This window comes from Brevundimonas sp. (assembly GCF_027484365.1).
GTDB lineage: Bacteria > Pseudomonadota > Alphaproteobacteria > Caulobacterales > Caulobacteraceae > Brevundimonas.
Window position 1 is genome coordinate 88296 of the sequence record NZ_JAIXTC010000017.1, and the last position, 26393, is coordinate 114688.

Here is a 26393-nt window from a genome sequence, read left to right on the forward strand (position 1 = left end):
TCACGTTCGCGTGCAAGGTCTCGCTTCCCCGCCTTGGCTCTGGCGCGATCCGCGACTAGGTTCCGCGCCAATCCGGTCGGGCCGTGTCGCCCGATCCCGCCATTCCAGGAGACGCCCCATGGACGACCTGACCGCCCGCACGGCTGACGCCACCCTCCCCGCCTATGAAAACCCGCTCGGCGTGGACGGTTTCGAATTCGTCGAATTCACCGGCCCCGACCCCCAGTCGATGATCAGACAGATCGAGATCATGGGCTTCGTCCAGACCCATGTGAACCCGAAGAACGGGGTCGTCCGCATGAAGCAGGGCGACATCACCTTCCTCGTCCATACGAAGCCCGAGGGTCACGCCGGCGAGTTCGCCCGCGACCACGGCCCCTCGGCCAACGGCATGGCCTTCCGGGTCAACGATGCGAAGAAGGCCTATGACGAGGCCGTCGCCCGCGGCGCCCATCCGGCCGACGCCCACGACGGCGGGGCCCTCGGCGAGGGCGCCTATGTCCTTCGCGGCATCGGCGGGTCCCTGCTCTACATCATCGACGCCTACGGCGAGACCGGCTCCCTCTACGACAGCTGGGACGAGATCGAGGGCTGGGAGGAGGCCGAGCGCAAGAACAACGTCGGCCTGCACCTGCTGGATCACCTGACCCACAATGTGAAGCGCGGCCAGATGCGGACCTGGTCCGGCTTCTACGGCGACGTCTTCGCCTTCGAGGAGCAGAAATATTTCGACATCAAGGGCAAGGCGACGGGGCTCTTCTCCCAGGCCATGATCGCGCCCGATCGCGCCATCCGCATCCCCCTGAACGAGAGCCAGGACGACAACTCCCAGATCGAGGAGTTCCTGAAGCGCTACAACGGCGAGGGCATCCAGCACATCGCCCTGGCCACCGACGACATCTTCGCCACCGTCGAGACGATGCGCGAGCGCGGCGTCCAGTTCCAGGACACGATCGAGACCTATTTCGAACTGATCGACAAACGGCTGCCCAACCACGGGCATGACGTGGAGCGGATGCGCAAGAACCGCATCCTGATCGACGGTTCGGACGAGGACGGCCTGCTGCTGCAGATCTTCACCCAGGACACCTTCGGACCGATCTTCTTCGAGATCATCCAGCGCAAGGGCAATGAGGGTTTCGGCAACGGCAACTTCCAGGCCCTGTTCGATTCCATCGAGCTGGACCAGATCCGTCGCGGGGTCATCAAGGTCGACGCCAATTAAGATCGCGCCTCCCTCCTGGCTGCCGTTCCTCGGCCCGCTCGTCGCGGCCGTGGTCGGCGGCCTGATCGGACAGTGGCTCCAGATGGGGTTCTGGCCCGTGCTGGCCTGCGCCCTGATCGGCGGCTTCGCCCCGATCGTGGCTTATCGCGTCTGGAAATGGTCCCACCACAAGCGGGAACCGTGAGGATCAGGCCTCGACGAGATCCAGCCTGCGTTCGATGCGGTCGAGGCGAACTTCGAACTTGTCCATGCGCCGGTTCATGCCGGCCATGTTCTCTTCCAGCCCGGTGACCCGGACCTTGATCAGGTGCATGTCTTCCTTGATGTTCGACATATCCGCTTCGAGACGACCCAGCTGGTGCTGAATCTTCTGGAGCATCGGCACGACGATGTCGGTCACCTCGGACATGGCCGGAATATAGCGCGAACGGGGATGCCAAGCCAATGTGCAATCTGAAGCTGTATGCCCTCGCAGGTCTCGCCGCGCTCGCGCTGACAACGCCCGCCGCCGCCCAGGACGCGCCCCGGTGGTCCTTCGCCATCCACGGCGGGGCGGGCGTCATCGAACGCGCCAACCTGTCGCCCGAACAGGACGCCGCCTATCGCGCCGCCCTGACCCGGGCTCTGGAGGCCGGAGCCGAGGTCCTGCGCAACGGCGGAGAGGCGCTCGACGCGGTCGAGGCCGCGATCCGGCTGATGGAGGACGACCCCCTGTTCAACGCCGGGCGCGGCGCGGTCTTCACCGCCGCCGGCCGCAACGAACTCGACGCCGCCGTCATGAACGGTTCGGACCTTTCAGCCGGCGCCGTGGCGGGCCTGACCACCACCCGCCACCCGATCGCCGCCGCCCGGGCGGTGATGGAGCAGTCGCCCCATGTCATGCTGATCGGCACCGGGGCCGACGCCTTCGCCGCCTCCCAGGGACTGGAGCAGGTCGACCCCTCCTTCTTCTTCACCGAGCGCCGCTGGCAGGGACTGGTGAAGTTCCTGACCGACAACAACCTGCCCATCCCCGAACGCCCCGCAGGCGCGCCGCCCGCGCCCGCCGCCATCGCCGACAATGACGCCTCGGCCCCGCCCCTCAACGAGCGCAAATTCGGCACCGTCGGGGCGGTCGCCCTCGACAGCCGGGGCCATCTCGCGGCCGGCACCTCCACCGGCGGCACGACCGGCAAGCGCTGGGGCCGGGTCGGCGACGTGCCGGTCATCGGCGCGGGCACCTACGCCTCCAACCGCGACGGCTGCGCGGTCTCGGCGACCGGTGACGGGGAGTTCTACATCCGCGCCTCGGTGGCTCGCGACATCTGTTCCCGCATCGCCCACGGCGCGACGGGTCAGGTCGCGGCCCAGGCCGAGGTCGACGACGCCCTGTCGCTTGGAGGATATGGCGGGGTAGTCGTCATGGACCTCCAGGGCCGGCCTGCCTTCGCCATGACCACCTCGGGCATGTACCGCGGCCGCGTCTCGGCCGACCAGCCGGCCCCCGACGTCGCCATCTATGCGGACGAAGAATGAGCGCCTCCGACGAGCTGACCCAGATGGCGCACGAGGAGCTCAACGCCGCCTGCGCCCTGACCTGGCCCGAACTCAGGCGGATCACCCCCTGGGGCGACAGTTTCGAAGGCTTCGCCCCGTCAGGCCGCACGGTCGAGATCGAGCGTCGCTACCTCTGGGCCCTCGAGCCCGAGGGCGCGATCATCGTCGAGGTCGAGGTGCGCGACACCGCCGCCCGCGAAGGCGTGGAGACCCGGGCCATCCTGCACGCGCCCTGAGACGCAGAGCGGGGAAACCCACAACCTTCACAGTCCGCCGTTAACCTTTTCCGTGGTCAGGCGTTCACCCCTGCGGCATGATCGCACGGCGTTCGGCGATTGCGGGGACTGGGTATGTATCCATCGGATTTCGAAACGGCCGACGCGGTCTTCACGCCCCAGGACGACACCCTGTTCCTGGGGCTTCCGCCGCTGCTGGCCCTGATCCTGTTCCTGCTCTTGCTGGCCATTGCGATCGGGATGTTCTTCCTCGGCCGCTGGCACGCGGGCGAGACACGCACCGCCGGCAGCCGGACGCCCGACGACATTCACAAGGCCATTCTCAAGGCCTCGACCGACGCCCTCGCCTCGCCCAGCAACGAACTGAAGGCGCGTGCCGAGATCCTGCGCCAGACGATCTGGCGCCACCTCGGGCCGGTGATCGAGGCCACGAAGGGCGTTACGGGACCGCTCAAGGCGCTGGACGACGCGATCAAGGGCGAGAAGAAGCCCGCAAAGACCGAACCGGCGCTGGCGGTTCAGAAGTCGCACGATCAAGCCCACGCGACCGGTTGCAGCTGCGGGAAACCTCAGGCCTGCACCTGCGGTGGCAGCAGCGGGCCTGTGACGCCGGCCTCCGTGACCATCAATCAGGTCTATGTGGGCGGCCTGCCGGTCGCGCCTCCGCCGGGTGCCAACGCGACCTGCGGCTGCACGGGTGCGCATCGTCCGGACTGCCACCACAAGGGCGAACCGAAGCATGACGCGCCCGCGCCTGCCGCCAGGCCGGAGATCGAATACATGAGCGCGCCGGAACAGACCGAGGCGCTCAGCCGGGCCATCCGCCAGTTCCACGATCACTGGTCCAACAGTTCCGAGCGGATTCGCGAGTTGCGCGAGGCCCGGCGGGTTCTGCTCTAGCCGCAGACGGTTTGCAGCCGGGACGAAAGCGCCTAGCCTGCGCCCATGAAACTCGCCTCGCTCAAGCACGGCCGCGACGGTCGCCTCGTGGTCGTCTCCTCCGATCTCGCCTGGTTCACCGATGCCTTCCTGATCGCCCCCAGCCTGCAGGCGGCGCTCGACGACTGGGAGACCTGCGAACCGAAACTCCGCGCCCTAGCCGAAAGCCTCGACCACGAGGCCGTGCCGCGCGGCCGCTTCCACGAGCGCGACGCCGCCGCCCCCCTGCCCCGCGCCTATCAGTGGGCGGACGGCTCGGCCTATGTGAACCACGTCGAACTGGTGCGGAAGGCGCGCGGCGCCGAGATGCCCGCGAGCTTCTGGACCGACCCCCTGATGTACCAGGGCGGCTCCGATCATTTCATGGGCGCCCGCGACCCGATCCCGCTCGCCGACGAAGCCTGGGGCTGCGACCTCGAGGCCGAGATCGTCGTCGTCACCGGTGACGTGCCCCAGGGGGTGACGCCGGAAGAGGCGCGCGGCCATATCCGCCTGGTCGGCCTGGTCAACGACGTCTCCCTGAGGAACCTGATCCCGGGTGAACTGGGCAAGGGGTTCGGTTTCGTCCAGTCCAAGCCCGCCTCGACCCTGTCGCCCGTCTTCGTCACCCCCGACGCGCTCGGCGACCGCTGGAAGGACGGCAAGCTTTCGGGCGCGCTTCAGGTCCAGCTGAACGGCAAGGCATTCGGTAGCGCCGACGCCGGCGTCGACATGACCTTCGACTTCGGCGTCCTGATCGCCCATCTGGCGAAGACCCGGTCGCTCGGCGCAGGCACGATCATCGGATCGGGCACGGTCTCGAACAAGGGCGCCGACGGCGGTCCGGGCAAGCCGGTGGACCAGGGCGGCCAGGGCTATTCCTGCATCGCCGAGATCCGCACGGTCGAGACGATCACGACGGGCGCGCCGGTCACTCCCTTCCTGAAGCACGGCGACACTGTCCGGATCGAGATGCTCGACGACCGGCATCACTCGATCTTCGGAGCCATCGAACAGGTCGTTCAACCCGTCTGACGGGATCTTCGGCCGCTTCCCGGCACAAGCTGAACGTGCTTATCTGACTCTCGCGGCGACACGCCGTCGCGGAGAGCCCGGCCATGACGCCGCAACAGTACGCACCGCTGATCGCCCTGGTGATCATGCTGCCGATCATCCTGCTGCGGAACCGCGCGCCCCGGACGCTGCGACCCGAGTGGATGTGGGTCACCCCCGCGATCATCGTCCCCCTGATGGGTCTGGCCCTCTGGGGAACCAGTCTGGAGCCCGGCGCCGATCACACGCCGTTTGACGCGATCGCCTGGGCCATTCTCGCCCTCGGCCTCGGCCTCGGCTGCGCCGCCGGCTGGTGGCGCGGCAAGATGACCACGATCGAACGCCATGCGGACGGCACGCTCAAGGCCCAGGCCTCGCCCCTCGGCATCCTCCTGATCATCGGCCTCTTCCTCGGCCGCAGCACCCTGCGCTCGGTGCTGGAACCCCACGCCGCCGCCTGGCATCTGAACGCCCTGGCCGTCGCCGACGCCTTCCTGCTGTTCGTCGTCGGCATGATCGTGGTCCAGCGGATCGAGATGTTCATCCGCGCCCGCCGCGTCCTCGCCGGTGGAACCGACAGCCATGTCGAGGCCGCCGTCTGATCCCCTTCCAGTCGAGAGTAGGCGTATGCGTTTCAAGGCCCTGACAACCCTGTTCCTGATCGCCGGCGCCGGCGCCGCCCTCGCCCAGGACGAGACCGACGACTGGGAGATCATTCGACAGCCGGAAGACAGGACCGTCTTCGCCTTCGTCCCGACCACCACAGGTCTGACCATCGCCTTCCGCTGCGTCGACGGAGTCTACGGCGCCGTAATCGCCGGCCTGCCCGTGGCCCCGCGCCAGGCCCGCATCCGGACCCTGAGAATCGGCCCCTCCGCCGACCACCTGCATGACTCGATCTGGAGCGTCACCACAGACCGCACGGTGGCCATGGCCGACTATCCCGCCAGCCTGGCGCGTTCGCTCCGTGACGGCGGCCCCGTCAGCATCGTAATTCCCGGCGGGGGCGGCCAGGGTCGGAACCTTCGCCACGATCTCACCCTGCCCGCATCCTCGGCGGCCATCGACGAAACCCTGGCCGCGTGCGGACGCCCCCTGGAGGACGCCCGCGACGCCCTCCTGCCGGAGATCGAGGAGAACGGTCTGCCGCGCGGCGTCGTCTGGGAACGGCAACCCCGGCCGACCTGGCCCGCCACCCACTATGCCGAGGGCTTTGCGGTGCTCACCTGCGTGGTCCAGCCCGACGGGGGTATCGATCAATGCCAGGTCGAATCCGAGTTCCCGGTCGACGGCGGCTTTGGGCGGGCCGCCCTGCGCGCCACCGACAGGGCGCGCCTGACCAGTCCCGGCGAGACCGTCGGCCAGTACGCCCCCCGAATGATCGGCTTCCGCGTGAACTACAGGATGGGATGAGCCAATGACCGGAGTTCCCGGGCTGAAGATCGTCATCTCCGCAGGGCTCGGTCTGTTTCTGGCCCCGTTTGCAGGAATTCGAGGCCGCCGGACAGGCCCCTCCCGGTCCGACGCATAGTCTACCGGACGAACGTCCAGATGGAGCGTCGCTGAGCCATCGGGCCGCTAGTTCGCCCGGATCACCTGGGCCGAGAACCGTTCCATCTCTTCTTCCTGCGGCGACATCTGCAGCAGGACGAGATCCAGTCCGGCGGCCTCGAATTCCTGCATCCGGTCCCGGACGGTCTCCGGCGTGCCGACGAAGCCGGGGCGCAGGCCGCGGTTGGAGACGCTGTATTCGCGGATCTTGAGTTCGCGCTCCAGCTCGGTGCCCGAGAGCCATTGGTCGAAGTTGGCGAAGCCCGCCGGCGGGGCGCCCTCGGCCAGACCGGGGATGGTCGTGATCCGCTCCAGCTCGCGTTCGGCCTCGGCCTCGGTGTCGCGCACGATCGCATAGCCGGCCATGCCGTATGACATCGGCGGCAGGCCGAAGCCTTCCCGCCGCGCCCGCATGTCGGCGATTTTCGCCGCGATATGCTCCGGTTCGTCGCCGTGCATGACATAGGCGTCGCAGTGTTTCGCGATCAGGGTCTTGGCCGCCTCGGACTCCCCGCCGGCATAGATGACCGGGCGCGGCCGTTCAGGCGACGACGTCGGCTTCGGCTCTACGATGGCGTCCTGAAGCGTGTAGTATCGGCCCTCGAAATCGACCCGTTTCTCCGTCCACAGACGATCCAGCACCTGCAGCCATTCGGTCGTCCGCGCATAGCGATCGTCATGCTGGTCGAACTGCAGGCCATAGCTCTCCGCCTCCTTGGCCCACCAGGACGAGACCACGTTCAGGGCCAGACGCCCGTTCGAGATCCGGTCGATATTGGCCGCCTGTTTGGCGAACAGGGCCGGCTGGTGGAAGTTCGGCCGCACCGCCACCATCAGCTCGATCGTCTCGGTCACCGCCGCCAGGGCCGCCGCCGTCGACCAGGCGTCCAGGGCGGGCGCCTCGATCCCCTTGATGTCGTTCAGGTTCAGCTCGGCGATCAGGGTCAGGTCATAGCCCAGGGCCTCCGACCGTTTGACCAGCCGCGACGCATTCTCCCACGAGGCCTCGCGCTCGTCGGCGATGTTCCTCAGCCACCCGCCGAAGACCGGCGCCCAGTATCCGTACCTCATGCCGCCACTCCCCTACCGCGCTTCGCCTTCTCCTCGGCGACGATGCCCTTGAGCCATTCAACCAGATCGTCGTGTGGATCGAAGCCCAGCACCTCGACCGGCTTCGCCACGAAGTTGGACAGGCCGTTGATGTCGTAGAACAGGACCGACCCGTCCCGGTCGTCGATCAGATATTCGATTCCCCCGACCTCCAGCTCGCCGGCCACTGCCAGCCGCTCGACCGCCTCGATGATCTCCGGGGGTGGCGTGGTCTTCGTCATGGTCAGGGTCGGCGCGCCCGGCCGCACCAGGCAGGCATCGGCCGGGCACAGGTCGAAGGCGTCGCCCGGGCTCTCGATGTCGATGGCGTAAAGATACCTCCCGTTCAGCGTCTCGACGCGGGTGATCTTCCCGTCCCGGCGCGGCGCATATTCCTGGATCAGGGAGATGCCGTTGACCCCGACCGGGCACCATTTCTCGCCCGCCGCCTCGGCCAGTTTTTCCGGCGTCTCATAGCGGGTGATCCCGGCCCCGGCGCCGCCGATATCGGCCTTGACCAGCACCGGATAGCGCAGCCCCTCGGCCGCGGCCGGAATGTCCGCCTGCCGATGCGCGACTCTGGTCGCCGGCCCCTTCAGCCCCAGCCGCGCGATCAGCGACATCTGCCGGGCCTTGGAGGTGTCGATGTTCAGGGCCGAGGCATTGACCACCCGCGTCCCCTGCCCCTGCCAGTGCTCGAACAGGCTCTGGGCATAGAAGATCGGATGCTCGGGCTCCCGCAGGAACGACGACATGGCCACGCGAGAAAACACCACCGTCCCCGGCGCCGGCGACCCGGCCGGATCGAAGGCGCCGCCCGCCAGCGGGACCTTCACATAGCTGACCCGGTGCCGGTCCAGCGCCGCGAACAGCGGCTCGAACCACTCGGGATGCTCATAGACGACGGCGAGGTCAGGCAGGGAGGCGCTCATGCCAGCGCAGATGCGTTACACCACGATGGAACGCAAGGGGGTCCGAAAGTGAAGTCGGTGGAATGCGGACTTTCTTGCCACGGTCGCCCGTCGTCATTCGACCGTCGCAGAATGGAAGCCTTGCCGTTATGCGACCGGCCTAAGGCGTCACCCAATTCCTGGGGAAATCGCGTCATCATGTCACACTTCAAAATCTCAAAGCTCGCCTGGCTGCTGGCCGGCACGGCCGTGACCACGCTCGCTGGAGCCGCTTCGGCTGCAGAGCCGGATCGCGCCGCCGAGGTCATCCAGACCGCCCCGGCCCAGGTCGTCGCCTCTGACGATCAGCTCGACGAAATCGTCGTCATCGGTTCGGGCGAGACCCGCTCGGTCTCGACCCTGACGTCCCAGAACCTCGACGTCCTGCCGCCGGGAACCAGCATCCAGAAGGCGCTGAACTATCTCCCCGGCGTGATGGCCCAGTCGATCGACGCCCTGGGCGTCAATGAACAGTCGCTGTCACTGCAGGTGCGCGGCTACTCGACCACCCACCTCGGCTATTCGCTGGACGGCATGCCGCTCGGCGACGGCGCCTACAACAATTACAACGGCCTGACGATCAGCCGGGCCCTGATCTCCGAGAACCTCGGCCGCGCCGACCTTACCACCGGCATCGCCGGGCTGAGCATTCCGTCGACCAGCAACCTCGGCGGCGCGCTGATCTACACCTCGCGCAACCCGGCCCGGGACATGGGGTTCACGGCCAGCCAGAGCCTCGGCTCCGAGAACACCCAGCGCAGCTTCCTCCGGCTCGAAACCGGCGAGCACGGCGGCTTCTCGGCCTATGTCTCGGCCCAGTACAGCGAACAGGATCTGTTCGTGAACCAGCCCCAGTACAACACCTCATGGGGCAAGCAGCTGAACGCCAAGGCGATCTATGATTTCGGCCGGGGCCGCATCACCGCCTTCGCCGACCTGTCGCGCACCAACCAGGCCGACGACGCCTATCTGTCCAAGGACATGCTGAACCGCCTGGGTCCGGACTGGGGCGGCTATGCGCCCGACTGGAGCGCCTATCTCGGGGTCGCCGCCTGTTCCGTGCCGTCGCTGGCCGCGCGTTGCGTCCCGGCCGTCGCCCCGCGGCGGAACTCTGACGTGACCTTCACCAACGGTCAGATCCTGCGCGACGACGACCTCTACTATCTCGCCGCCGACCTCGACGTCACCGCAGACCTGAGCGTGCGCGGTCAGGTGTACACCCACACCGACAAGGGCGCGGGCAACAACTTCATCACCGGCCTCTCGACCCAGGGCACGGCCTCCACGGCCGACGACCTGCCGGTCCAGATCCGCGACACCCGCTACACCATCGACCGGTCCGGCGTTCTGGGAAGCGCCACCTGGGCGTTCGGCATGCACGAGATCGAGGCCGGCTTCTGGCTGGAGGAGAACACGTCCAGCGCCGCCCGTTACATCCGCAACGACGTCACCGGTCCCTTCAGCCTGGCTCACTTCCTCGGCGGCCAGCCCGCCTCGGCCCAATGGGTACAGGAGACCGAGTGGGAGACCCGGCAGTTCTATGTCCAGGACACGGTCTCGCTGCTGAACGACGCGGTCACGGTCGAGTTCGGCTTCAAGAGCACCTGGTCGGAATCGAACGCCTTCGCCCGTCCCGGCATCGCGGTCACCGCTCCGCCGGCCTCCAGCCAGTTCGCGACCGGCAGCCTGACGGCCGAGGACAACTTCCTGCCTCAGATCGGGGTGCACTGGCAGGTCGCACCGGGCCACGAGCTCTATGCCAGCTATTCCGAGAACATCGCCATGTACCAGGGCGGGTTCAAGCTTGGACCGCAATCGGTGTCCCAGGCGATCTGGGACCTGCAGGGCGCGACCCTGAAGCCGGAGACCTCGCAGAGCCTTGACGCCGGCTACCGCTACGTTTCGGGACCGCTGCAGGTTTCGGTCGCCGCCTACCACATGCTCTTCGCCGACCGGTTGCTGCAGTATAACCCCTGCCCGACGAACCAGCAGCAGAACCCCGGTTGCGGCAACTCCTTCCACAATGCCGGCGGCGTCACCTCGAACGGCTTCGAGATGGCCGCCCTGTGGCGCGCAACCGACTGGCTGACCTGGTACAACTCGGTCTCGATCAACGAGACCACCTATGACGAAGACCTGAACTTCTGCACCGCGACCTGCGTGCTCAAGGCCACGGCCGGCAAGCAGCAGGTCGATACGCCGAAGGAAATGGTCGCCAGCGTCCTGACCCTGGACTGGAACGGCTTCTCGGCCTCCCTGGCCGGCAAATACACCGGCGAACGGTTCTACACCTACACCAACGACCAGGGCTTCGACGCGGTCACCACCTTCGACCTCGGCCTCAGCTATGACTTCGACAATCTGGGCGCTCCGGGGTCGCGGTTCTCGGTCAACGTCACCAACCTGACCAACGAGCGCTATGCCTCGAACTTCGACTCCAGCGTCTTCGCGCCGGACGATGCGGCCGGATCGATCGTGGTCTTCCACACCTCGGCGCCGCGACAGGTCTTCGCCACCCTGACCGTCGCCTACTAGGCGTCACGCCTGCCGCCTATACTGCCAGGGCTCCTTCCCGTCGCCGACGGGGAGGAGCCCGTTTTCTTTCCGGGATATATCGATGAAGACCTGGCTCAAGTCCGCACTCGGCGTCTTCGCCGGCCTGCTGTTCGCCACCGCTGCGGCCGCCCAGTCGTTCACGGTCGCCGTCGTCCCGGATACACAGAACTATTCCGACGTCACCCTGGCCCAGCCGCGCGGCGAACAGACCTTTGCGCTCGAGATGCAGTATCTTGCGGACCAGAAGGCGTCGAAGAACATCGTCTTCGTCACCTTCGTCGGCGACCTGATCCAGCACGGCGACGGCCAGTTCCGCATTCCGGCGGCGGACGGTCGTGAGGCCCGCACCTTCGACACCCGCGCCGAATGGGACATCGCCAACCGGTCGGTCTCGATCCTGGGCCGCAGCGGCATCCCCTTCGGCATGGTCCCCGGCAACCACGACTATGACAATTATTCCTGGTTTGCCGAAGACGGCGGGCCGGGTCCGTCACGCCCCCTGGCGGGCAGCCGCGCCTGGAGCTTCTATTTCGGGCCGACGTCGCGTCACTTCGCCGGCAAGGCCTGGTACGGCGGCGCGTCCGAAAACCACCTGAACAGCTTCCAGACCTTCCAGGGGGACGGCCGGACCTTCCTGCATCTGTCGCTTGAGATGGATCCGCCGACCGCCGCGCTCGACTGGGCCCAGGGCGTGATCGACGACCATCCCGGCCTGCCCGTCATCGTCTCGACCCACGAGTGGCTGACGCCCGGCGGGACCGAGCGCGCCAACAGCTACGCCGGCCTGTTCGCCGGGACCGATCACCAGACGCCCGACCAGGTCTGGGACCGGTTCATCCGCGTGAACCCGATGATCTTCCTGATCCTCAGCGGCCACGCCTATATCCCCGCGGTTGGGGGCGTCTCCGACGGCGAGAACCGGCGGGTCGACCTGAATGACGCGGGCTATCCCGTCTATCAGGTGCTTCAGGACTATCAGGGCAACACCCTCGGGCCGGACGGCCAGGCCGGATCGGCCAACGGGGGCGGCGGCTGGTTGCGCTTCATCGAGTTCGACGTCGAGCGCAGGATGATGCGCTTCTACACCTATTCGCCGCTGCTCGATCGCCATGCGGGCCGGGACGGAGAGGCGACCTTCGGCGTCGCGCCCGAAGAGTCCCTGTTCGAACTCGACTTCCCGCCCCAGCTTCTCGGCGACCGCTAGACCTCCCCCGCGCGGCCCCGTCCGTCGACAAGGTTTTGCTCGACGACCGGGCGAGGCCCCATTAAGTGCACCAGACGCAGGCCCCTGTGGTGGAATTGGTAGACGCGCCGGACTCAAAATCCGGTTCCGCGAGGAGTGTCGGTTCGAGTCCGACCGGGGGCACCAACTAGCGCCGGCCGCGCCTGACCGGCCGCGCCGCCTCCTCCAGCGCCAGCAGGAACCCGTCCTGCCCGTCGTCGCCGGTCTGGTCGGCCAGGGCGGCCGCCTGCTGGATCAACTGCTCGACCTCCTCGCCGCCGCGGCCCAGCGCCAGCCGGGTCAGGGCCACCGCCCGCGCCCGCAGCAGCACCAGGGCCGCCGCAGGATGCCGTCCTTCCAGCCGTGACGCCCACAGCGGGACCTCGTCGGCCGAGCCGCGCAGGTCGCCCGCCCGCGCCACCACCATCTCCGCCGCCTCGCGCAGCGCCGGCCAGTTCATCAGGAACCTCAGGCCCGCCGTCGCGTCCGGATATGCCGCCGCGTGGGCGAAGGCGCGATCCAGGGCGACGACGTCCTCGAAGTCCGCCAGCTTCGCGATCTCGGCCCGCAGCGGCGCCTCGGCCAGGGTCCGTTCGAACAGCATCCAGCGCGCGTCGCTGGCTCCCTTCGCATCTCCCTCGGCCTCCAGCACGGCGACCTCGGCGGTCAGCCAGGCCTCGGACGGCGGCGGCTCGCCACCACCCCGGCCCACAGCCTCCTTCGACACCGGCCGCGACGCCTCCAGCGCGGCCCGCGCCTCGCCCGCCCGGCCCGCCTCGGCCAGCCGCCGCGCGATCTCCGCCCCGATCTCCGGCTTCGTCACCTCCGCCGCCGGCAGGGCCGCAATCCAGGCGTCCAGATCCCCGGCCCGGTCCGCCAGCTTGCGCACCACCAGGGCGAGCCGTCCGGTCGGCTTCGGCCGTCCCTCGGTGATCCCGGTCAGCAGCGCCCGCGCCAACGCCGGCTCCATCGCCGCCGCGCCGCGCCCGACCCACGACGCCCATTCCGACAGACGGGTGTTCAGGGCCTCGATCAGGATCGGCGCGGCGACCTCGGGCCCCGCCAGCGAAGCCGTCGCCGCCAGCTCCGTCGCTGACCCGTCGAACAACAGGGCCAGTTCGCCCTTCGGGTCCTTCACCCGCGACGCCAGTCCCGGATAGAGGTCGAACCACGCCACCAGCCGGTCCAGCCCCAGACGCGCATCCATCGCCGCCAGCCGGTCCACGATAATCCGCCGCACGGTGGCCAGGTCGGCCAGCAGCTCGGGCCGCTTGCGCCACGACACCTTGGCCCGGCTACCCGCCAGGGTGTTCAGCCGCTTGTCGATCTCCAGCGCCAGGTCCGCCGCCCCGACCTCGGCCGCCAGCTCCATCCGCAGCCGCCGCTTCCAGCCCGCGTCCTCGCCGGCCATCTCCATCAGCAGCTCGGCCAGCCGCCCGTCCCCAAGCGCCTTCAGGTTCGCCGCCGACAGGGTCTTCTTCGCCGTCGCCGGTCGTTTCGCCATGGGTCGCCTTGTTGTCAGGGTCGGTCAGTGTGCCGAACGGGTCACATCAGCGATAGGTCCGTTGTCGACGGCTGCACAGCTGGAACGCTCCGGTTCGCCGATCATTGATGCAGCAGTCCAAAGGCCCGCCCCATGATCGCCCTGACCCTCGCCCTCGCCCTGTTCGCCGACCCCTCGCTGGGCCGGCCCATGCCCACCCGCGCCGCGCTCACGGTCGAACCCGCGCCGGCGACGGCGGTCGAGCTTGCACCCGCGCCGATGCTCCAGAGCGTCGCCGTGACCCTGGAATGCACGGCCTTCGCTGACGGTCATGTAGGCGACTGCGTCGTCCTGGAAGAGACCCATCCCGGCCTGGGATTCGGCGAGGCGGCGATCGCCCTGATGCGGGACGCGACGACGGACCGCGCGTCGGCCGACCACCGGTTCGCCCGCACCATCCAGTTCATGCCGTAGCGGCCGGCCGCCTTCTCGCAGTTGCGAAAAGTTACGGGACGACCGGTTGCGGCGCTCCGCCGCAGGGCTCATCTGGTCGCAATGACCTCAACGACAGACGAAATCGCAAAGCCCAAAGGCCCGGGCTTCCCCGAGTTCGTCTGCATGATCGCCCTGATGATGGCGCTCAACGCCCTGGCCATCGACTCCATGCTGCCGGCCCTGCCCGACATCGGGAAGGCGCTGGGCGTCACCAATGAGAACAGCCGTCAGTGGGTCATCACCGCCTATCTGCTGGGCTTCGGCGCCATGCAGATCGTCTACGGCCCGCTGGCCGACCGGTTCGGACGCAAACCCGTCCTGATGATCGGCGTCGGCGTCTATGTCGCCTTCAGCCTCGTGGCCATGCTGGCCCCGACGTTCGAGACCCTGATCCTCGCCCGCATCGGCCAGGGCATGGGCTCGGCCGCCACACGGGTTCTGGCCGTCTCGATCGTGCGAGACCGCTTCTCCGGCAGGACCATGGCGCGGGTGATGAGCCTCAGCTTCCTCGTCTTCCTCGGCGTGCCCGTCATCGCGCCCTCGCTCGGTCAGGCCATCCTGCTGGTCGCCCCATGGGAGGCGATCTTCGGCGTCCTCGCCTTCGCCGGCGTCTCCCTGATGATCTGGGCCGGTCTGCGCCTGCCCGAGACACTGCACCCCCGGGACCGTCTGCCCATCGAGGCGAGGCGGATCGCCATGGCCTTCCGCGAAGCCGTCACCCACCGCACCTCGATCGGCTACACCCTGGCCATGACGGCAATCACCGGCGCCCTGTTCGCCTTCATCAACTCCTCGCAGCAGATCTTCTTCGATGTGTTCAAGACCCCGGCTCTGTTCACCACCGTCTTCGCCCTGATCGCCGGCGGCATCGCCATCGCCTCGATCGTCAACGCGAAACTGGTCGAGAAGCTGGGCTCGCGGATGATCGGCCACACGGCCCTGCTGGGCTTCATCACCTTCGGCGCGATCCATCTGATGGTCACCCTGTCGGGCCACGAAACCATCTGGACCTTCGGCATTCTTCAGGCCTGCACCATGTTCTGCTTCGGCCTGCTGGCCGGAAATTTCGGGGCCATGGCGATGGAGCCTATGGGCCATATCGCCGGCACCGCCTCCTCGGCCCAGGGATTCATCTCGACCATCATCGGGTCCCTGATCGGTTTCGCGATCGGTCAGTCCTTCAACGGCACGGTCGTCCCCATGACCCTGGGCATCACCTGCTGCGGGATCGTCGCCCTGGGCTTCGTCCTGCTGGCCGAGCGCGGCAAGCTGTTCGTGGCGCGCAATCCCGCGCCCGTCCCGGCCGAGTAGACGAAGGGCGTCAGCCCCCTTGATCTCGCCACGCTTTCAGGGCTCCCTCCGCGCCGACACCTTCCGGAGTACGCCTCGATGTCCCGCGCCCGCCTGATCGCCATGGTTTCCACAGCCGCCCTTCTCGCCGCCGTCGCCGCCTGCGGCCAATCCGACAGCAAGTCGGACATGCCGCCCCTGCCGCCGTCGGCCACGGCGCCGGTCCAGTACGCGCGCGACATCCACTCCTGGGCCGAGCCCACCATCGCCCGGGTCAAGCACGTCGATCTGGATCTGGTCGCCGACTTCACGGCGAAGACGCTCAGCGGCACGGCCACGCTCGACGTCACCGGCGAGCCGGGCGCGACCCAGGTCATTCTCGACGTCCGCAATCTTGAGATCCGCTCCGTCGCCGACGACAAGGGCAATGCCCTGCAGTTCGCCCTCGGCGCCGAAGACCCGATCAAGGGCCAGGCCCTGACCGTCACCGTCCCCGCCTTCGAGGCCGGCAAGGTGCAGAAGATCGTCGTGACCTATTCCACCCGCCCCGACGCCGCCGCCCTGCAATGGCTGACCCCGGCCCAGACCGCGGGCGGCCAGCAGCCCTTCCTGTTCTCCCAGGGCCAGGCCATTCTGACCCGCACCTGGGTCCCGACCCAGGACAGCCCCGGCATCCGCCAGACCTGGTCGGCGAAGATCACGGTCCCGGAGGCGCTGCACGCCGTGATGTCGGCCGAGATGCTGACCCCCGAGGGCGAACGCGCCGCCGACGGCCCAGGCGGCAAGATGCATTCCTATCGTTTCCGCATGACCAACCCGGTCCCGCCCTATCTGATCGCCCTGGCCGTCGGCGACGTCGACTTCGCCTCGGTCGGCGAGGGCGTCGGCGTCTGGACCGAGCCGAGCCGTCTGGAGGCCGCGCGCAACGAGTTCTCCGAGATGCGCCAGTTGGTCGATGCGGCCGAGGCCCTCTACGGCCCCTACCGCTGGGGCCGCTATGACCTGCTGATCCTGCCGCCGTCCTTCCCGTTCGGAGGGATGGAGAACCCGCGCCTGACCTTCGCCACCCCGACCGTCGTCGCGGGCGACAAGTCCCTCGTCTCCCTGGTCGCCCATGAACTCGCCCATTCCTGGTCCGGCAACCTCGTCACCAATGCCACCTGGGCCGACATCTGGCTCAACGAGGGCTTCACCACCTATTTCGAGAACCGGATCATGGAGGCAGTCTATGGCCGCGACCGCGCCCTGATGCTCCAGGTTCTCGGCTGGAACGATCTTCAGGCCTCACTGGCCGAGATGGAGCCGCTGGACACCCGGCTGCACAACGATCTGGAAAACCGCGATCCGGACGAAGGCCTGAACGACATCCCCTATGAAAAGGGCGCCGCCTTCCTGCGCACGATCGAACGGATCGTCGGACGCGAGCGTTTCGACGCCTGGCTGAAGGGGTATTTCGAACGCAACGCCTTCCGCCCGATGACGGCGGCCGGCTTCCTGGCCGACATCCGCGCCAATCTGGTGCGCGGTGACGTGCCGCTTGAATTCGCGCTCCAGCTGGATCCCTGGGTCTATCAGCCCGGGCTCCCGTCGAACGCCGTCGCGCCGGTCTCCACCGCCCTGACCGCCGTCGACACGGCCGCCGAGGCCTTCTTCGCCGACAAGGGGCCGGCCTCGGCCGTCCCGTGGAGCGGCTGGTCGACGCAGGAACGCCAGCATTTCCTCGCCTGGCGTCCCGAGGGTCTGGCCGCCGGCCGCGACTGGCTGACCAACCAGCAGCTCGCCGATCTGGAAACCACTCTGAACCTGCGCGCCGAGGGCAATGCCGAGGTGCTGTTCCAGTGGCTCCAGATCGCCGTCGCCCACCGCTATCAGCCGGCCGTGCCGACTCTGGAACGCTTCCTGACCTCCCAGGGCCGCCGCAAATTCGTCCTCCCGCTTTACACCTCGCTGTGGGCCGAGGGCGACTGGGGCCGTCCGATCGCGACCCGCGTCTATGCCCGGGCGCGCCCGGGCTATCACCCGGTCACCACGGGATCGGTCGACGGGGTGGTGTGGGTTCCGACTTCCTGACCCTCTCCAGGAGGGAGAGGGCTTGAGCGCCCGGGAGCCGTCAGGCGATCGGACTTGCGCGAAAGGGTGAGGGTCGGATGGTAACCGGTGAGCCACGCCCCTCACCCTTTCGGCTAAGCCGCATCGCTTCGCTCTGCGAGCCTCAAGCCCTCTCCCGCCGGGAGAGGGTTCGGCGCCCCTTACCCATCAACACATCCCCCGAATCCGCCCGCGATTTCAACGCCCGGCTCTATTCTGAGCCCTTATCCCAACCGCTCCCGAAAGCCGTGAGACACTGGTCCCGGTCTTTGACATCGCCATCACGAACCGCGGGCGTTGGACTCTACGGACTATCCGGACTCCAATTTCCGGAGTCCGGCCGCCTCCCCGGACGCTTCGGACGCTTCGGACGCTTCGGACGCTTCGGACGGTGTTTTGGAGTGCGCGCTGACCGCCACCCCGAACCTTGACCTTCCGATCGGCATGACCGCAACTCCGGGTCCGATTTCCGCCAGTCCGGTGACCCCATGCTTCGATCCCTTCTTTCCGCCGCCGCCTTCGCCGCGCTCGCTCTTCCGGCCCAGGCCCAGAACCTGCTGATTCGGGGCGGCGTGATCCACACCGGGGTCGAGGCCGCTCCGACGGCCGAGGTCGTCATCGCCCGTGACGGCCGCATCGCCTGGGTCGGTTCCGCCGCCGATGCGCCCTCGACCGAGGGCCTGACCGTCATCGACCTCGACGGCGCGACCCTGTTCCCCGGCTTTACGGACGGCCACGCCCACCTTGACGGGATCGGCTGGCGCGAGTTGACGCTGAACCTCGAGGGCTCCACCTCCGTGGTTGACGCCATGGCCCGGCTGACGGCCTGGGCCGGGGCCCATCCCGACGGCCCCATTATCGGGCGCGGCTGGATCGAGACACGCTGGCCGGAGAGCGCGAACGGCGCCCGTTTCCTGACCGCCGCCGACCTCGACGCCGCCGCCCCCGGCCGCGTCGTCCTGCTGGAACGCGCGGACGGCCACGCCATCACCGCCTCCTCCGCCGCCCTCGCCGCCGCAAACATCGACGCCTCGACCGTCGCCCCGTCCGGCGGAGAGATCGCCAGGGGCCCGGACGGCCGGCCGACCGGTTTCATTGTCGACGCCGCCATGTCACTGCTCGCCCCCCTGATGCCCCAGGCCGATCCCGAGGCGAAGCGGAACGCCTACCGTGCCGGTTTCCGGGTCGAGGCGCGCTACGGCTGGACCGGCGTCCACTTCATGAGCGCGCCCTGGTCCGACATTCCCCTGCTGGAGCAGATGGCCGAGGCCGGCGAGGCGCCGCTCCGCATCTACAACTCGGTCACGCCCGACGGCGGCGCCGCCCTGATCGCCTCGGGTCCGCGCAGCGTCGCCGACGGCCGGATCATCACCCGGGCCATCAAATACTATGTCGACGGCGCCCTGGGCTCGCGCGGCGCGGCCCTCCATGCCCCCTATTCCGACGCGCCCCACACCTCGGGCCTGATGCAGACCACGCGCGCGGAGATGCTCCCCCTCTATGAGAGCGCCCTGCGCCGCGGCATCCAGGTCGCCACCCACGCCATCGGCGACCGGGGCAATACGGAGGTGCTGAATTGGTATCGCGACGCCCTGGCCGCCGTGCCGGCCGGCGATCGCGGGGTCGCCGAACCACGCTGGCGGATCGAACACGCCCAGATCCTCCGTCCGTCGGATGAGCCGATGTTCCGTGACCTGCACGTCATCGCCTCCATGCAGCCGAGCCACGCGATAGGCGACTTCCACTTCGCCCCGGCCCGCCTCGGCGACGCCCGTCTGGACGGCGCCTATGCCTGGCATAGCCTCGTCGATCTCGGCGTCGCGGTGGTCGGCGGCTCCGATGCACCCGTCGAGCGCGGCGACCCGCTGATCGAGTTCTACGCCGCCGTCGCCCGCCGCGACCTCGAGGGCTTCCAGGGACCCGACTGGCGTCCGGACGAGGCCGTGGACCGCGCCACGGCGCTGAAGATGTTCACCCTGTGGCCCGCCTTCGCCTCCTTCCGCGAAGACGAGCTCGGCACGATCGAGGTCGGCAAACGCGCCGACTTCACCGCCTTCGATATCGACCTGATGACCGTGCCCGAGGCGGATATCCCCGGGGGACACGCGGTCCTGACCGTCGTCGACGGGGAGGTCGTCTACCGGAGGGAGTAGTCTCCAGCGCGACTGGAAGCAGAAAGAGAAAGGGCCGCCCGCCTTGCGGCGGACGGCCCTTTCGGTAGCCGACGTCGTCGGCGTCTAGAAGCGCGAGCTCAGGCTGAAGGAAACGCTCGAACCCAGATCGTAGTTGTTGATCAGGATCTTGTTGCCCAGTTCCTGGTACTCGTCGAAGTCGGTGCCGAGCAGGTTCCGCAGCTCGACGGAGAAGCCCATCTCGCGCGTGCCCATGGTGAAGTCCTTGCGGTACACGAGGTCCAGGAAGACGCCCGGCTCCTGGATGTAGTCAGGCTCGCGGCTGGACGAGACGCCGGCGCCGCGGGCGGTGATCCGCTCGGACACGTAGTTGACGATGATCGTCGCCTGCGACCGCGCGGTGTCGTCTTCCCAGCCCAGTTGCAGGTTGGCGACATGCTCCGACTGGCCCTGGAGACGGCTTCCGTCCTGGATGAAGAAGGCCGCCGGAGAGGAGACGCCGCCGCCGCCGAGATCACGGACCTTGTCACCCGAATCCACCTGCACCTCGGAGTTCGAGTAGGTGTAGTTGGCCTGGACCAGCCAACGCTTGTTGGCGATGAAGGTCGAGCCGTTGTCCGGGAACTCGAAATATTTCTTGGCCTCGAACTCGGCGCCCATGATTACGGCCTGGGGCGCGTTCAGGAACGACTGCTGACGCTGGTTGCCAACGTCGACGATGATCGCCTCGACCGGCTTGTCCAGGTTCTTGTAGAAGACCCCCGCCGTCACATACTGCTGACGGGCGAAATACCATTCGTACCGGGCGTCCAGGTTAAGGATTTCCGTATCGACGAGGAACGGGTTGCCGATGAACGTGCGATCGCTTTCCGGGTCCGTGTAGGACTGGGGAGCCAGCTCACGGAACTGGGGCCGGCCGATCGTCTGCGAAGCGCCGAGGCGCAGTTGCATGTCCTCGGCGAAGTTCCAGGTCGCTGTGAACGAAGGCAGGAAGTACTGTTCCTCGATCTTCGTGGCCGCGAAGGGCGAGGCGCCGCCGAACAGGTCCCGCGGCGTGACGCTCTGTTCGCCGTCCTCGAAGCGGACGCCGAGGGTCGTGCGGACCAGCGGGATGATCTCGGCGTCGACCATGGCGTAGGCCGCCTTGACCTGCAGCTGGCCGTCGTAGGCCGCCGCGCCGTTGCTGCCGGTCACTTCCTGGATCTGCAGGGTCGACCGGTTGATGTTGAAGTCCGAGTACAGGTAGTCGACGCGCGAGCGCTGCTGGTCCGGCGTCAGGCCATTGACCGCCTCGAAGCGGAGGTCGCGACGCTCGGAGTCGCGATTGTTGTCGAAACCGTCGACGCCGAAGCTGAACACGGCCGTGCGATAGTCGGACAGCGACATTTCGTAGCTCACGTCGACACCGCCCGACACGATATCGTCGTCCAGTTCCGAGAAGGAGATCTGGTTGCCGCTGCCGCTGTGCAGGAAGGTTCCGGTGGCGTCCACGCTGTAGCCGAAGCGGGTCTCGTAAGGTGCGTCGCGCGAGGTCACGGCGTAGGCCGCGCGCCAGTCGACCGACAGTGCGCCGTCCATGAAGTCGTGCTCACCGGCCAGCTGGGTCGAGAACAACTGACGGACGAACCACTCGGTGTAGTCGGTCCGCAGCACGTTTCCGCCGGCGTCGAACGCCGGTCCGGTGCGCGTGCGCGCTTCCTTGGTCGAGTTGCGGACAAAGAAGTTGGTCCACTTGATCGTATGCATGTCGCCCGTGAGCGAGGCGCCGGCCAGCAGGTTCAGCTGAACGTCGTTCTGGTTGGAGACGACATCGAAGTCGTTCACCGGCACCAGGACCGAACCCGAGAACTGGGCCGCCTGCTGCTTGCCTTCACGGATCTGCCAGCTGTTGTCGTAGCCGCCCGAAGCGAACACGCCCAGGGTGCCGAGGCCGATTTCGGTCGAGCCTCCGGCGGAGACACCGAGACCGAAGTTGACCGGGTTATCCTCGAGTTGCAGCAGACGCAGCGGGGCGTTGATCAGACCCTGGCCGATGTCCTGCAGCTCTTCGGCGTCGAAGTTGGCGCTCGTGATCTGGCGGCCGCGGGCGAAGGCGCCTCGCAGGGCGAACGGCACGTCACGGGTGCCGTCGTCGAAGCTGGTGAAGTCGGTGCGCGATCCGAAATAGATCAGGCCTTCACGGCCGGTCGTCTCGGTGTTGCCGCCGGCCGAGGCTTCCATGCTGAAGAAGGGCTCGTTCGGGGCGTCGATCGTCCGCAGGTCGATCACGCCGCCGCCGAACTCACCGGGGAAGTTGGCCGAATAGGTCTTCTGGACCGTAACGGACTCCAGAATGTTCGACGGGAACAGGTCGAGCGGCACGACGCGCTGGAGCGGCTCGGGGCTGGGCAGGGGCGAGCCGTTCAGCATGGCCGAGGAGTAGCGCTCGCCGAGGCCGCGGACGTAGATGAAGCGACCTTCGACGATCGACAGGCCCGTGACGCGGGTCAGGGCGGCGGCGGCGCTGGCGTCGCCGGTACGCTCAAGGTCCTCGGACGTCAGAAAGGCTGCGACTTCCGAGCTTTCGCGATTGGGTTCGGGAATGTAGCGACCAAGGACGACGATCTCGTCGACCGTGGTTTCTTCATTGGCCTGTTCGGCCGGAGTCTGTTCGACGGGGTCCTGGGCCGGAGCCGGGACGGCGTCCTGGGCAAAGGCCAGCGAGGGCGCGATGAGCGCGCTTGTCGCCAGGAGAACCCCGCTCAGGGTCAGTTTAAGCGTCTTCATGTTCTGCGCCTTGAAGGGGGTTAACGAGGTCCGCGAGGGCTGGCGGCGGCTCAGGAGAGCCGCCGCCCCGCATTCGTCAGCGGCAGTTCGAACCGGAGGCCAGGCCGCAGGTCCACCCCAGGTACCAGGTGTCGGTCGCGTTGCGGACGGCGCCGATGTAGGCGGTGTTCACGAAGAACGGATAGACCGTGTTGGCTGCAACCGGGGTCACGGCGTTTTCGTTCGCGCCGTTGATGAAGGTCAGGGCCTGACCCGTCAGCGGTGCGCCGGCCGGAGCCGTCAGCGTGGACGTACCGGCGGCCGTGTTCCCACCCGAGGGCGCCTGGACGAACGTCGCGGCCGAGCGGGCGGCGTTGTTCGGTCGATACGAAATCGCGCAGGACATGAAGACCGCGTTGAAGGTCGGCTGCACCGTGGCCGTATCGGCGTCCGCGATGTCGAGGCAACCCGAGGCCGACGGAGAGGCGTTCGAGAAGACCGAGTTGATGATCGTCGCATCGGCGCCGGTATCGAAGTGCGCGGCCGTGTGGATGTCCAGGGTGGTTGAGCGCGTGACGATCGTCCAGTTGGCGATCTTGGCCTGCGAGACGTAGCGGCTGGCCAGCGGGGTCGCCGCCGGGGCCGAGGAGAACTCGAAGCCGGCGCCGCGGCCGTCCGAGGTCTTCACGTGGGTCGTACGCTCGGTCACGATGCCGAACTGGGCGCCGCCGCGCCAGCCCGTGTCGGTGTCGAGGCCGTCATCGTCGGCGCCGGTCAGAACGATGTGGCTGAGGTTGACGTTGCCGCCGAAGATTTCGATGCCGTCGTCAGCCGAGTTGTGGACCTGGATGTGATCGATGGTCGTACCCGAACCCACGGCGCCGAGGGTCAGGCCCTGCAGTTCGTTGCCGGTCGAGATGGCGAAGCCCGAGAAGTTGATCTGGACGTAGCGGAAGCGGCCCGAGTTATCGGCCGCGGTGTTGCCGCCGTAGAAGGCGCTGGTGCCCTCGACCTGACCGGTGCAGGTCGTGGCGCCCGGGGTCGCCGACAGCACGCAGTTCGCTTGCGGCGCGCGGCCGACGAGGATCACGCCGCCCCACTGGCCTTGCGACGCGTCGTTGTTCTGGCCTTCAATGCTCTGGCGGCTGGTGAAGATGATCGGGTTGGTCGCGGTGCCCTCGGCGAAGATCTGCGAGCCGCGGTTGACGATCAGGTAATCGGAACCGCCGGAGGCGAAGATCTTCACGCCCGGATCGATGGTCAGGATGCCCTGGGCGCTGCCCGGGATCGGCGAGCCCGGCTCGACGCCGCGGTCGGTGCCGACTTCGGTGCGGCCCGAGAAGGTGTAGATGGTGCCGAAACGGACCGACAGGGTCAGGGCGCCCGTGATCGTGGCCGGCAGCTGGCAGGCGCGCAGGGTGCCGTTGGCGACGAGGCCGACGTTGGCGAGGCCCGTCGGGCAATCGACGGCCGGCGTGCCGGGGGTCGGGGTCGTGGGCGTGGTGGGAGTGGTCGGCGTGCCGCCGAAATCACCCTCGCCGGGGGACGCCACTTCGGCGGAGCCGCAGGCGGCCAGCGCCATCACGGCCGCACCGGCCATCAGAACCTTGGTCAGACGAAGCATCGAGTTCCCCTCGGGTTGGAATTTGCGGAACGCCGCGCATCATTCCGACACGATCCCAGCGATCCCGAGGGCGGCCTTTAAGAGGTCTTTGCAAAGCTGAAGTGACAGAAAATCGCCTGATTATTACAGTTGATCCGATAACGGATGGATATTTTCCAAATCATCGCGACGAATACTTTGCGACCCGGCGAAGACAAGATTTCCTTGGCCGGAGGGATTGTCACAAGACTGAATAATTGCGCGGCTGCGCCGTCCGCTCTTGAGCGGCCGGCGCATTGCGTTAGGTTGCCTCCAGCTCCCGCGGGCGTGATGTAGTGGTAGCCTGAAAGCTTCCCAAGCTTTTCGTGCGGGTTCGATTCCCGCCGCCCGCTCCAGCCGTTTCCGACAGGCCGAACACCGGAGGCCTAGTGTCGTGTAACCTCGACGCCACGCGCCTCCAGAATCGCCTGGACGCTGTCGTCGCCGGCGAGGTGGGCGCTGCCGACGGCGATGAAGGTGACGCCGGATCCAGCCAGGATCGTCTGGATCTGGTCGGCCCAGACCGTGTTTCGGCGGGTGAGCAGGGCGTCATAGATCTCTTGCGAGGCTCTGCGCATCTCGAGGACGCCGACACGATTGATCGTCTCCACGTCTCCCTCGGCCCAGGCGTTGACCAGGGTGTCGAGTTCGGTGGTGGCCTCGTCGAAGTCCTCCAGGGTCGCCCGCAGGAAGGCCAGCTGGGTTTCCTGCGACAGGCCGGCCAGAATCTCGACCTGCCGGTCAATGGTTTCCAGGCCGGTGACCGGCTTGCCGGCCTCCTCGGCGCGATGTTTGAGGATCAGTTCGACGCCGGATGCAGGATCGTAGCCGGCCTTCGTCAAAGGGGCGACGGACAGGGACAGGGCGACCAGCCAGGGACGGAGCGGATCGAACTGCGCCGCGCTTCCGCCGACCGTTTGCGCGGCCACGTCAAGATCGGCCAGTTCCTCGGGCGTCAGCAGGCTGGACAGCGGCGTCTGGGGCGACAGGCCGTACTGCTGGATCAGGGGCATCAGGGCGGACTGATCGTCCGGATTGGAGATCTCGAAGATGACGTTCTGGCTGGCGTCGAAGGCGGCGTCGACCTTGGCCGAACCCCACGGGGTGTCAGGGCGCAGCACATGGACGGTGCCGAACAGATAGAGGGTCGAGTCGGCGTCGGAGATGGACCACAGGGCCGGGCCGTCTCCCGTCGCCTGGACGATGGCGGCGTGATCGTGGGCGGGAGCGGCGTCCTGGGCGAAGGCCCTGGGCGCGCCGGCCAGAAGGGCGGCGGCGAGACTGATCCCGAGGGCGACCCCGACGGCGGTCCTCCCCATGGAGAGGGTCGTGGTCTTCAGGCGGCTGACGAGGGTCATGCTGTGAAATCCTGGGGTTCGGAGAGACCGTTCAGTGGATGCCGCGGCGGGCGGCCGCGACGATGGAAGAGATGAGGTAGACGGCCATCAGAATGCCGGTCAGGCCCCAGCCGCTTACGGTCTCGACAAGGCCGAGCCGTTCGGCGGCGGCATAGAGGAACAGGGCGGTCTGAAGAGCCCAGAAGGCCATGGCGCTGGTCTCGGCCATGACCTGGCGCAGCATCTCGTCGGCGGCCCGCCACAGCATCAGGTTGGCGACGGTCTGCACGACCAGAAGCACGACGATGCCACCGAAGACCATGTCGGCGCTGAACCAGGACGGGCCATAGATGGGCGCCAGGAACATCAAACCGGCCAGCAGGAAGACGATGATCTGCAGAACTCCGCATCCCCGGGGAATGGTTGAGGGGCGCAACGCCAGGGTCACCGCGCTGAGAACGGCGATGGCCAGGAGTGCGACGGCCATCGCCAACGCCAGGCTGTCGGCCCACGAGGCGCCCTGCTCGACCTCTACGATGCTCGCCAGGCCATACCCGGTCAGGGCGCCGATACCCCCGACCGCCAGACCGCCGAGGATCTTGACGATGAGCGGCTGGGTCGAGGCTTCAGAACGGGACATCATGCTCAGGCTCCTGTGTCCGAGAAGATGGATTCGATCGGTTGTTCAAAGACGCGGGCGATCTTGAAGGCGAGCGGCAGAGAGGGGTCGTAGCGGCCCGTCTCAAGCGCATTGACGGTCTGGCGCGAGACGCCCAGGGCGGCGGCCAGGTCGGCCTGGCTCCACCCACGGTCGGCGCGCAGGGTTCTCAGATGGTTATTCATGA

At 67.7% G+C, this 26393-nt stretch carries 22 protein-coding genes and 2 tRNA genes; 15 read left to right on the forward strand and 9 right to left on the reverse strand.

Features of this window, described 5'->3' with window-relative positions; genetic code table 11:
• Positions 1–118 precede the first annotated feature (118 nt).
• Positions 119–1225, forward strand: coding sequence for a 4-hydroxyphenylpyruvate dioxygenase (hppD, locus tag Q0044_RS07360; RefSeq protein ID WP_298161181.1), 1107 nt, complete (start codon positions 119–121; stop codon positions 1223–1225).
• A gap of 187 nt (positions 1226–1412) precedes the next feature.
• Here hppD and Q0044_RS07365 read toward each other — a convergent pair whose 3' ends face one another.
• A complete protein-coding gene (locus tag Q0044_RS07365) occupies positions 1413–1670 on the reverse strand; it encodes a hypothetical protein (RefSeq protein WP_298161182.1) in 258 nt (85 codons plus the stop codon).
• On the opposite strand from Q0044_RS07365, the gene Q0044_RS07370 reads away from it, so the two are divergent.
• From Q0044_RS07370 to Q0044_RS07395, 6 genes are all read left to right on the forward strand, one after another.
• Positions 1670–2740, forward strand: coding sequence for an isoaspartyl peptidase/L-asparaginase family protein (locus Q0044_RS07370; protein ID WP_298161184.1), 1071 nt, complete (start codon positions 1670–1672; stop codon positions 2738–2740). The two genes, Q0044_RS07365 and Q0044_RS07370, sit on opposite strands and share 1 nt — an antisense overlap.
• On the forward strand, positions 2737–2997 hold the full coding sequence (locus Q0044_RS07375; RefSeq protein WP_298161186.1) for a hypothetical protein: 261 nt from the start codon (positions 2737–2739) through the stop codon (positions 2995–2997). The genes Q0044_RS07370 and Q0044_RS07375 overlap by 4 nt, the downstream gene beginning before the upstream one ends.
• A gap of 114 nt (positions 2998–3111) precedes the next feature.
• Complete coding sequence (locus tag Q0044_RS07380; RefSeq protein ID WP_298161187.1) at positions 3112–3897, forward strand: hypothetical protein; 786 nt, start codon at positions 3112–3114, stop codon at positions 3895–3897.
• 45 nt (positions 3898–3942) lie between these two features.
• Positions 3943–4950, forward strand: a complete 1008-nt coding sequence (locus tag Q0044_RS07385; RefSeq protein ID WP_298161189.1) for a fumarylacetoacetate hydrolase family protein — start codon at positions 3943–3945, stop codon at positions 4948–4950.
• 83 nt (positions 4951–5033) lie between these two features.
• Positions 5034–5570, forward strand: a complete 537-nt coding sequence (locus Q0044_RS07390; protein ID WP_298161191.1) for a CcdC protein domain-containing protein — start codon at positions 5034–5036, stop codon at positions 5568–5570.
• Between the two features lie 25 nt (positions 5571–5595).
• On the forward strand, positions 5596–6381 hold the full coding sequence (locus Q0044_RS07395; protein WP_298161192.1) for an energy transducer TonB family protein: 786 nt from the start codon (positions 5596–5598) through the stop codon (positions 6379–6381).
• 165 nt (positions 6382–6546) lie between these two features.
• Here Q0044_RS07395 and Q0044_RS07400 read toward each other — a convergent pair whose 3' ends face one another.
• Both Q0044_RS07400 and Q0044_RS07405 read right to left on the reverse strand, forming a co-directional pair.
• On the reverse strand, positions 6547–7590 hold the full coding sequence (locus tag Q0044_RS07400; protein ID WP_298161194.1) for an LLM class flavin-dependent oxidoreductase: 1044 nt from the start codon (positions 7588–7590) through the stop codon (positions 6547–6549).
• Positions 7587–8540 carry an ATP-grasp domain-containing protein gene (locus tag Q0044_RS07405; protein WP_298161195.1) on the reverse strand — a complete coding sequence of 318 codons (954 nt, stop codon included), beginning with the start codon at positions 8538–8540 and terminating at the stop codon, positions 7587–7589. The genes Q0044_RS07400 and Q0044_RS07405 overlap by 4 nt, the downstream gene beginning before the upstream one ends.
• A gap of 177 nt (positions 8541–8717) precedes the next feature.
• On the opposite strand from Q0044_RS07405, the gene Q0044_RS07410 reads away from it, so the two are divergent.
• The 3 genes from Q0044_RS07410 to Q0044_RS07420 all read left to right on the forward strand — a co-directional run bounded on the left by Q0044_RS07410 (position 8718) and on the right by Q0044_RS07420 (position 12483).
• Positions 8718–11093 carry a TonB-dependent receptor gene (locus Q0044_RS07410; protein ID WP_298161197.1) on the forward strand — a complete coding sequence of 792 codons (2376 nt, stop codon included), beginning with the start codon at positions 8718–8720 and terminating at the stop codon, positions 11091–11093.
• 82 nt (positions 11094–11175) lie between these two features.
• Positions 11176–12318 carry a metallophosphoesterase gene (locus tag Q0044_RS07415; RefSeq protein ID WP_298161199.1) on the forward strand — a complete coding sequence of 381 codons (1143 nt, stop codon included), beginning with the start codon at positions 11176–11178 and terminating at the stop codon, positions 12316–12318.
• Positions 12319–12398: 80 nt separating this feature from the next.
• Positions 12399–12483 (forward strand) — tRNA-Leu (locus Q0044_RS07420).
• Between the two features lies 1 nt (position 12484).
• On the opposite strand, the gene Q0044_RS07425 is transcribed toward Q0044_RS07420, so the two are convergent.
• Complete coding sequence (locus tag Q0044_RS07425) at positions 12485–13840, reverse strand: DUF6880 family protein (RefSeq protein WP_298161201.1); 1356 nt, start codon at positions 13838–13840, stop codon at positions 12485–12487.
• 132 nt (positions 13841–13972) lie between these two features.
• Between Q0044_RS07425 and Q0044_RS07430 the strand changes: the two genes are divergently transcribed.
• The 4 genes from Q0044_RS07430 (at position 13973) to Q0044_RS07445 (ending at position 19845) form a co-directional block, all read left to right on the forward strand.
• Complete coding sequence (locus Q0044_RS07430; protein ID WP_298161203.1) at positions 13973–14293, forward strand: hypothetical protein; 321 nt, start codon at positions 13973–13975, stop codon at positions 14291–14293.
• An 81-nt stretch (positions 14294–14374) separates the two neighbouring features.
• Positions 14375–15625, forward strand: coding sequence for a multidrug effflux MFS transporter (locus Q0044_RS07435; protein ID WP_298161205.1), 1251 nt, complete (start codon positions 14375–14377; stop codon positions 15623–15625).
• Positions 15626–15703: 78 nt separating this feature from the next.
• Complete coding sequence (locus tag Q0044_RS07440; protein ID WP_298161208.1) at positions 15704–17674, forward strand: M1 family metallopeptidase; 1971 nt, start codon at positions 15704–15706, stop codon at positions 17672–17674.
• Positions 17675–18180: 506 nt separating this feature from the next.
• On the forward strand, positions 18181–19845 hold the full coding sequence (locus Q0044_RS07445) for an amidohydrolase (RefSeq protein ID WP_298161209.1): 1665 nt from the start codon (positions 18181–18183) through the stop codon (positions 19843–19845).
• A gap of 84 nt (positions 19846–19929) precedes the next feature.
• Here the strand turns inward: Q0044_RS07445 and Q0044_RS07450 are convergent, their stop codons facing one another.
• Together Q0044_RS07450 and Q0044_RS07455 are read right to left on the reverse strand one after the other, a co-directional pair.
• The gene (locus Q0044_RS07450) at positions 19930–22590 is read right to left on the reverse strand and encodes a TonB-dependent receptor domain-containing protein (protein WP_298161211.1); all 2661 of its coding nucleotides are present in this window, start codon (positions 22588–22590) and stop codon (positions 19930–19932) included.
• A gap of 76 nt (positions 22591–22666) precedes the next feature.
• On the reverse strand, positions 22667–24193 hold the full coding sequence (locus Q0044_RS07455) for a beta-helix domain-containing protein (RefSeq protein WP_298161213.1): 1527 nt from the start codon (positions 24191–24193) through the stop codon (positions 22667–22669).
• 300 nt (positions 24194–24493) lie between these two features.
• Between Q0044_RS07455 and Q0044_RS07460 the strand changes: the two genes are divergently transcribed.
• A tRNA-Gly gene (locus Q0044_RS07460) sits at positions 24494–24567 on the forward strand.
• Between the two features lie 30 nt (positions 24568–24597).
• Here the strand turns inward: Q0044_RS07460 and Q0044_RS07465 are convergent.
• From Q0044_RS07465 to Q0044_RS07475, 3 genes are read right to left on the reverse strand one after another with little or no spacing between them, the layout of a single operon-like run.
• Positions 24598–25569, reverse strand: a complete 972-nt coding sequence (locus Q0044_RS07465; RefSeq protein ID WP_298161214.1) for a TraB/GumN family protein — start codon at positions 25567–25569, stop codon at positions 24598–24600.
• A 31-nt stretch (positions 25570–25600) separates the two neighbouring features.
• Complete coding sequence (locus Q0044_RS07470) at positions 25601–26188, reverse strand: hypothetical protein (protein ID WP_298161215.1); 588 nt, start codon at positions 26186–26188, stop codon at positions 25601–25603.
• Between the two features lie 5 nt (positions 26189–26193).
• Positions 26194–26391 (reverse strand): helix-turn-helix transcriptional regulator, encoded by a 198-nt coding sequence (locus tag Q0044_RS07475; RefSeq protein ID WP_298161216.1) that lies wholly within the window; start codon positions 26389–26391, stop codon positions 26194–26196.
• Positions 26392–26393 lie beyond the last annotated feature (2 nt).

Excerpts from the sequence above, each read along its gene's own strand:
- Q0044_RS07470 (WP_298161215.1), bottom strand. The coding sequence starts at position 26,188 with ATGTCCCGTTCTGAAGCCTCGACCCAGCCGCTCATCGTCAAGATCCTC.
- Q0044_RS07425 (WP_298161201.1), bottom strand. The coding sequence starts at position 13,840 with ATGGCGAAACGACCGGCGACGGCGAAGAAGACCCTGTCGGCGGCGAAC.
- Q0044_RS07465 (WP_298161214.1), bottom strand. The coding sequence starts at position 25,569 with ATGACCCTCGTCAGCCGCCTGAAGACCACGACCCTCTCCATGGGGAGG.
- Q0044_RS07395 (WP_298161192.1), top strand. The coding sequence starts at position 5,596 with ATGCGTTTCAAGGCCCTGACAACCCTGTTCCTGATCGCCGGCGCCGGC.
- Q0044_RS07440 (WP_298161208.1), top strand. The coding sequence starts at position 15,704 with ATGTCCCGCGCCCGCCTGATCGCCATGGTTTCCACAGCCGCCCTTCTC.
- Q0044_RS07385 (WP_298161189.1), top strand. The coding sequence starts at position 3,943 with ATGAAACTCGCCTCGCTCAAGCACGGCCGCGACGGTCGCCTCGTGGTC.
- Q0044_RS07375 (WP_298161186.1), top strand. The coding sequence starts at position 2,737 with ATGAGCGCCTCCGACGAGCTGACCCAGATGGCGCACGAGGAGCTCAAC.
- Q0044_RS07450 (WP_298161211.1), bottom strand. The coding sequence starts at position 22,590 with ATGAAGACGCTTAAACTGACCCTGAGCGGGGTTCTCCTGGCGACAAGC.
- Q0044_RS07415 (WP_298161199.1), top strand. The coding sequence starts at position 11,176 with ATGAAGACCTGGCTCAAGTCCGCACTCGGCGTCTTCGCCGGCCTGCTG.
- hppD (WP_298161181.1), top strand. The coding sequence starts at position 119 with ATGGACGACCTGACCGCCCGCACGGCTGACGCCACCCTCCCCGCCTAT.
- Q0044_RS07455 (WP_298161213.1), bottom strand. The coding sequence starts at position 24,193 with ATGCTTCGTCTGACCAAGGTTCTGATGGCCGGTGCGGCCGTGATGGCG.
- Q0044_RS07475 (WP_298161216.1), bottom strand. The coding sequence starts at position 26,391 with ATGAATAACCATCTGAGAACCCTGCGCGCCGACCGTGGGTGGAGCCAG.
- Q0044_RS07435 (WP_298161205.1), top strand. The coding sequence starts at position 14,375 with ATGACCTCAACGACAGACGAAATCGCAAAGCCCAAAGGCCCGGGCTTC.
- Q0044_RS07380 (WP_298161187.1), top strand. The coding sequence starts at position 3,112 with ATGTATCCATCGGATTTCGAAACGGCCGACGCGGTCTTCACGCCCCAG.
- Q0044_RS07400 (WP_298161194.1), bottom strand. The coding sequence starts at position 7,590 with ATGAGGTACGGATACTGGGCGCCGGTCTTCGGCGGGTGGCTGAGGAAC.
- Q0044_RS07405 (WP_298161195.1), bottom strand. The coding sequence starts at position 8,540 with ATGAGCGCCTCCCTGCCTGACCTCGCCGTCGTCTATGAGCATCCCGAG.
- Q0044_RS07410 (WP_298161197.1), top strand. The coding sequence starts at position 8,718 with ATGTCACACTTCAAAATCTCAAAGCTCGCCTGGCTGCTGGCCGGCACG.
- Q0044_RS07445 (WP_298161209.1), top strand. The coding sequence starts at position 18,181 with ATGCTTCGATCCCTTCTTTCCGCCGCCGCCTTCGCCGCGCTCGCTCTT.
- Q0044_RS07370 (WP_298161184.1), top strand. The coding sequence starts at position 1,670 with ATGTGCAATCTGAAGCTGTATGCCCTCGCAGGTCTCGCCGCGCTCGCG.
- Q0044_RS07430 (WP_298161203.1), top strand. The coding sequence starts at position 13,973 with ATGATCGCCCTGACCCTCGCCCTCGCCCTGTTCGCCGACCCCTCGCTG.
- Q0044_RS07390 (WP_298161191.1), top strand. The coding sequence starts at position 5,034 with ATGACGCCGCAACAGTACGCACCGCTGATCGCCCTGGTGATCATGCTG.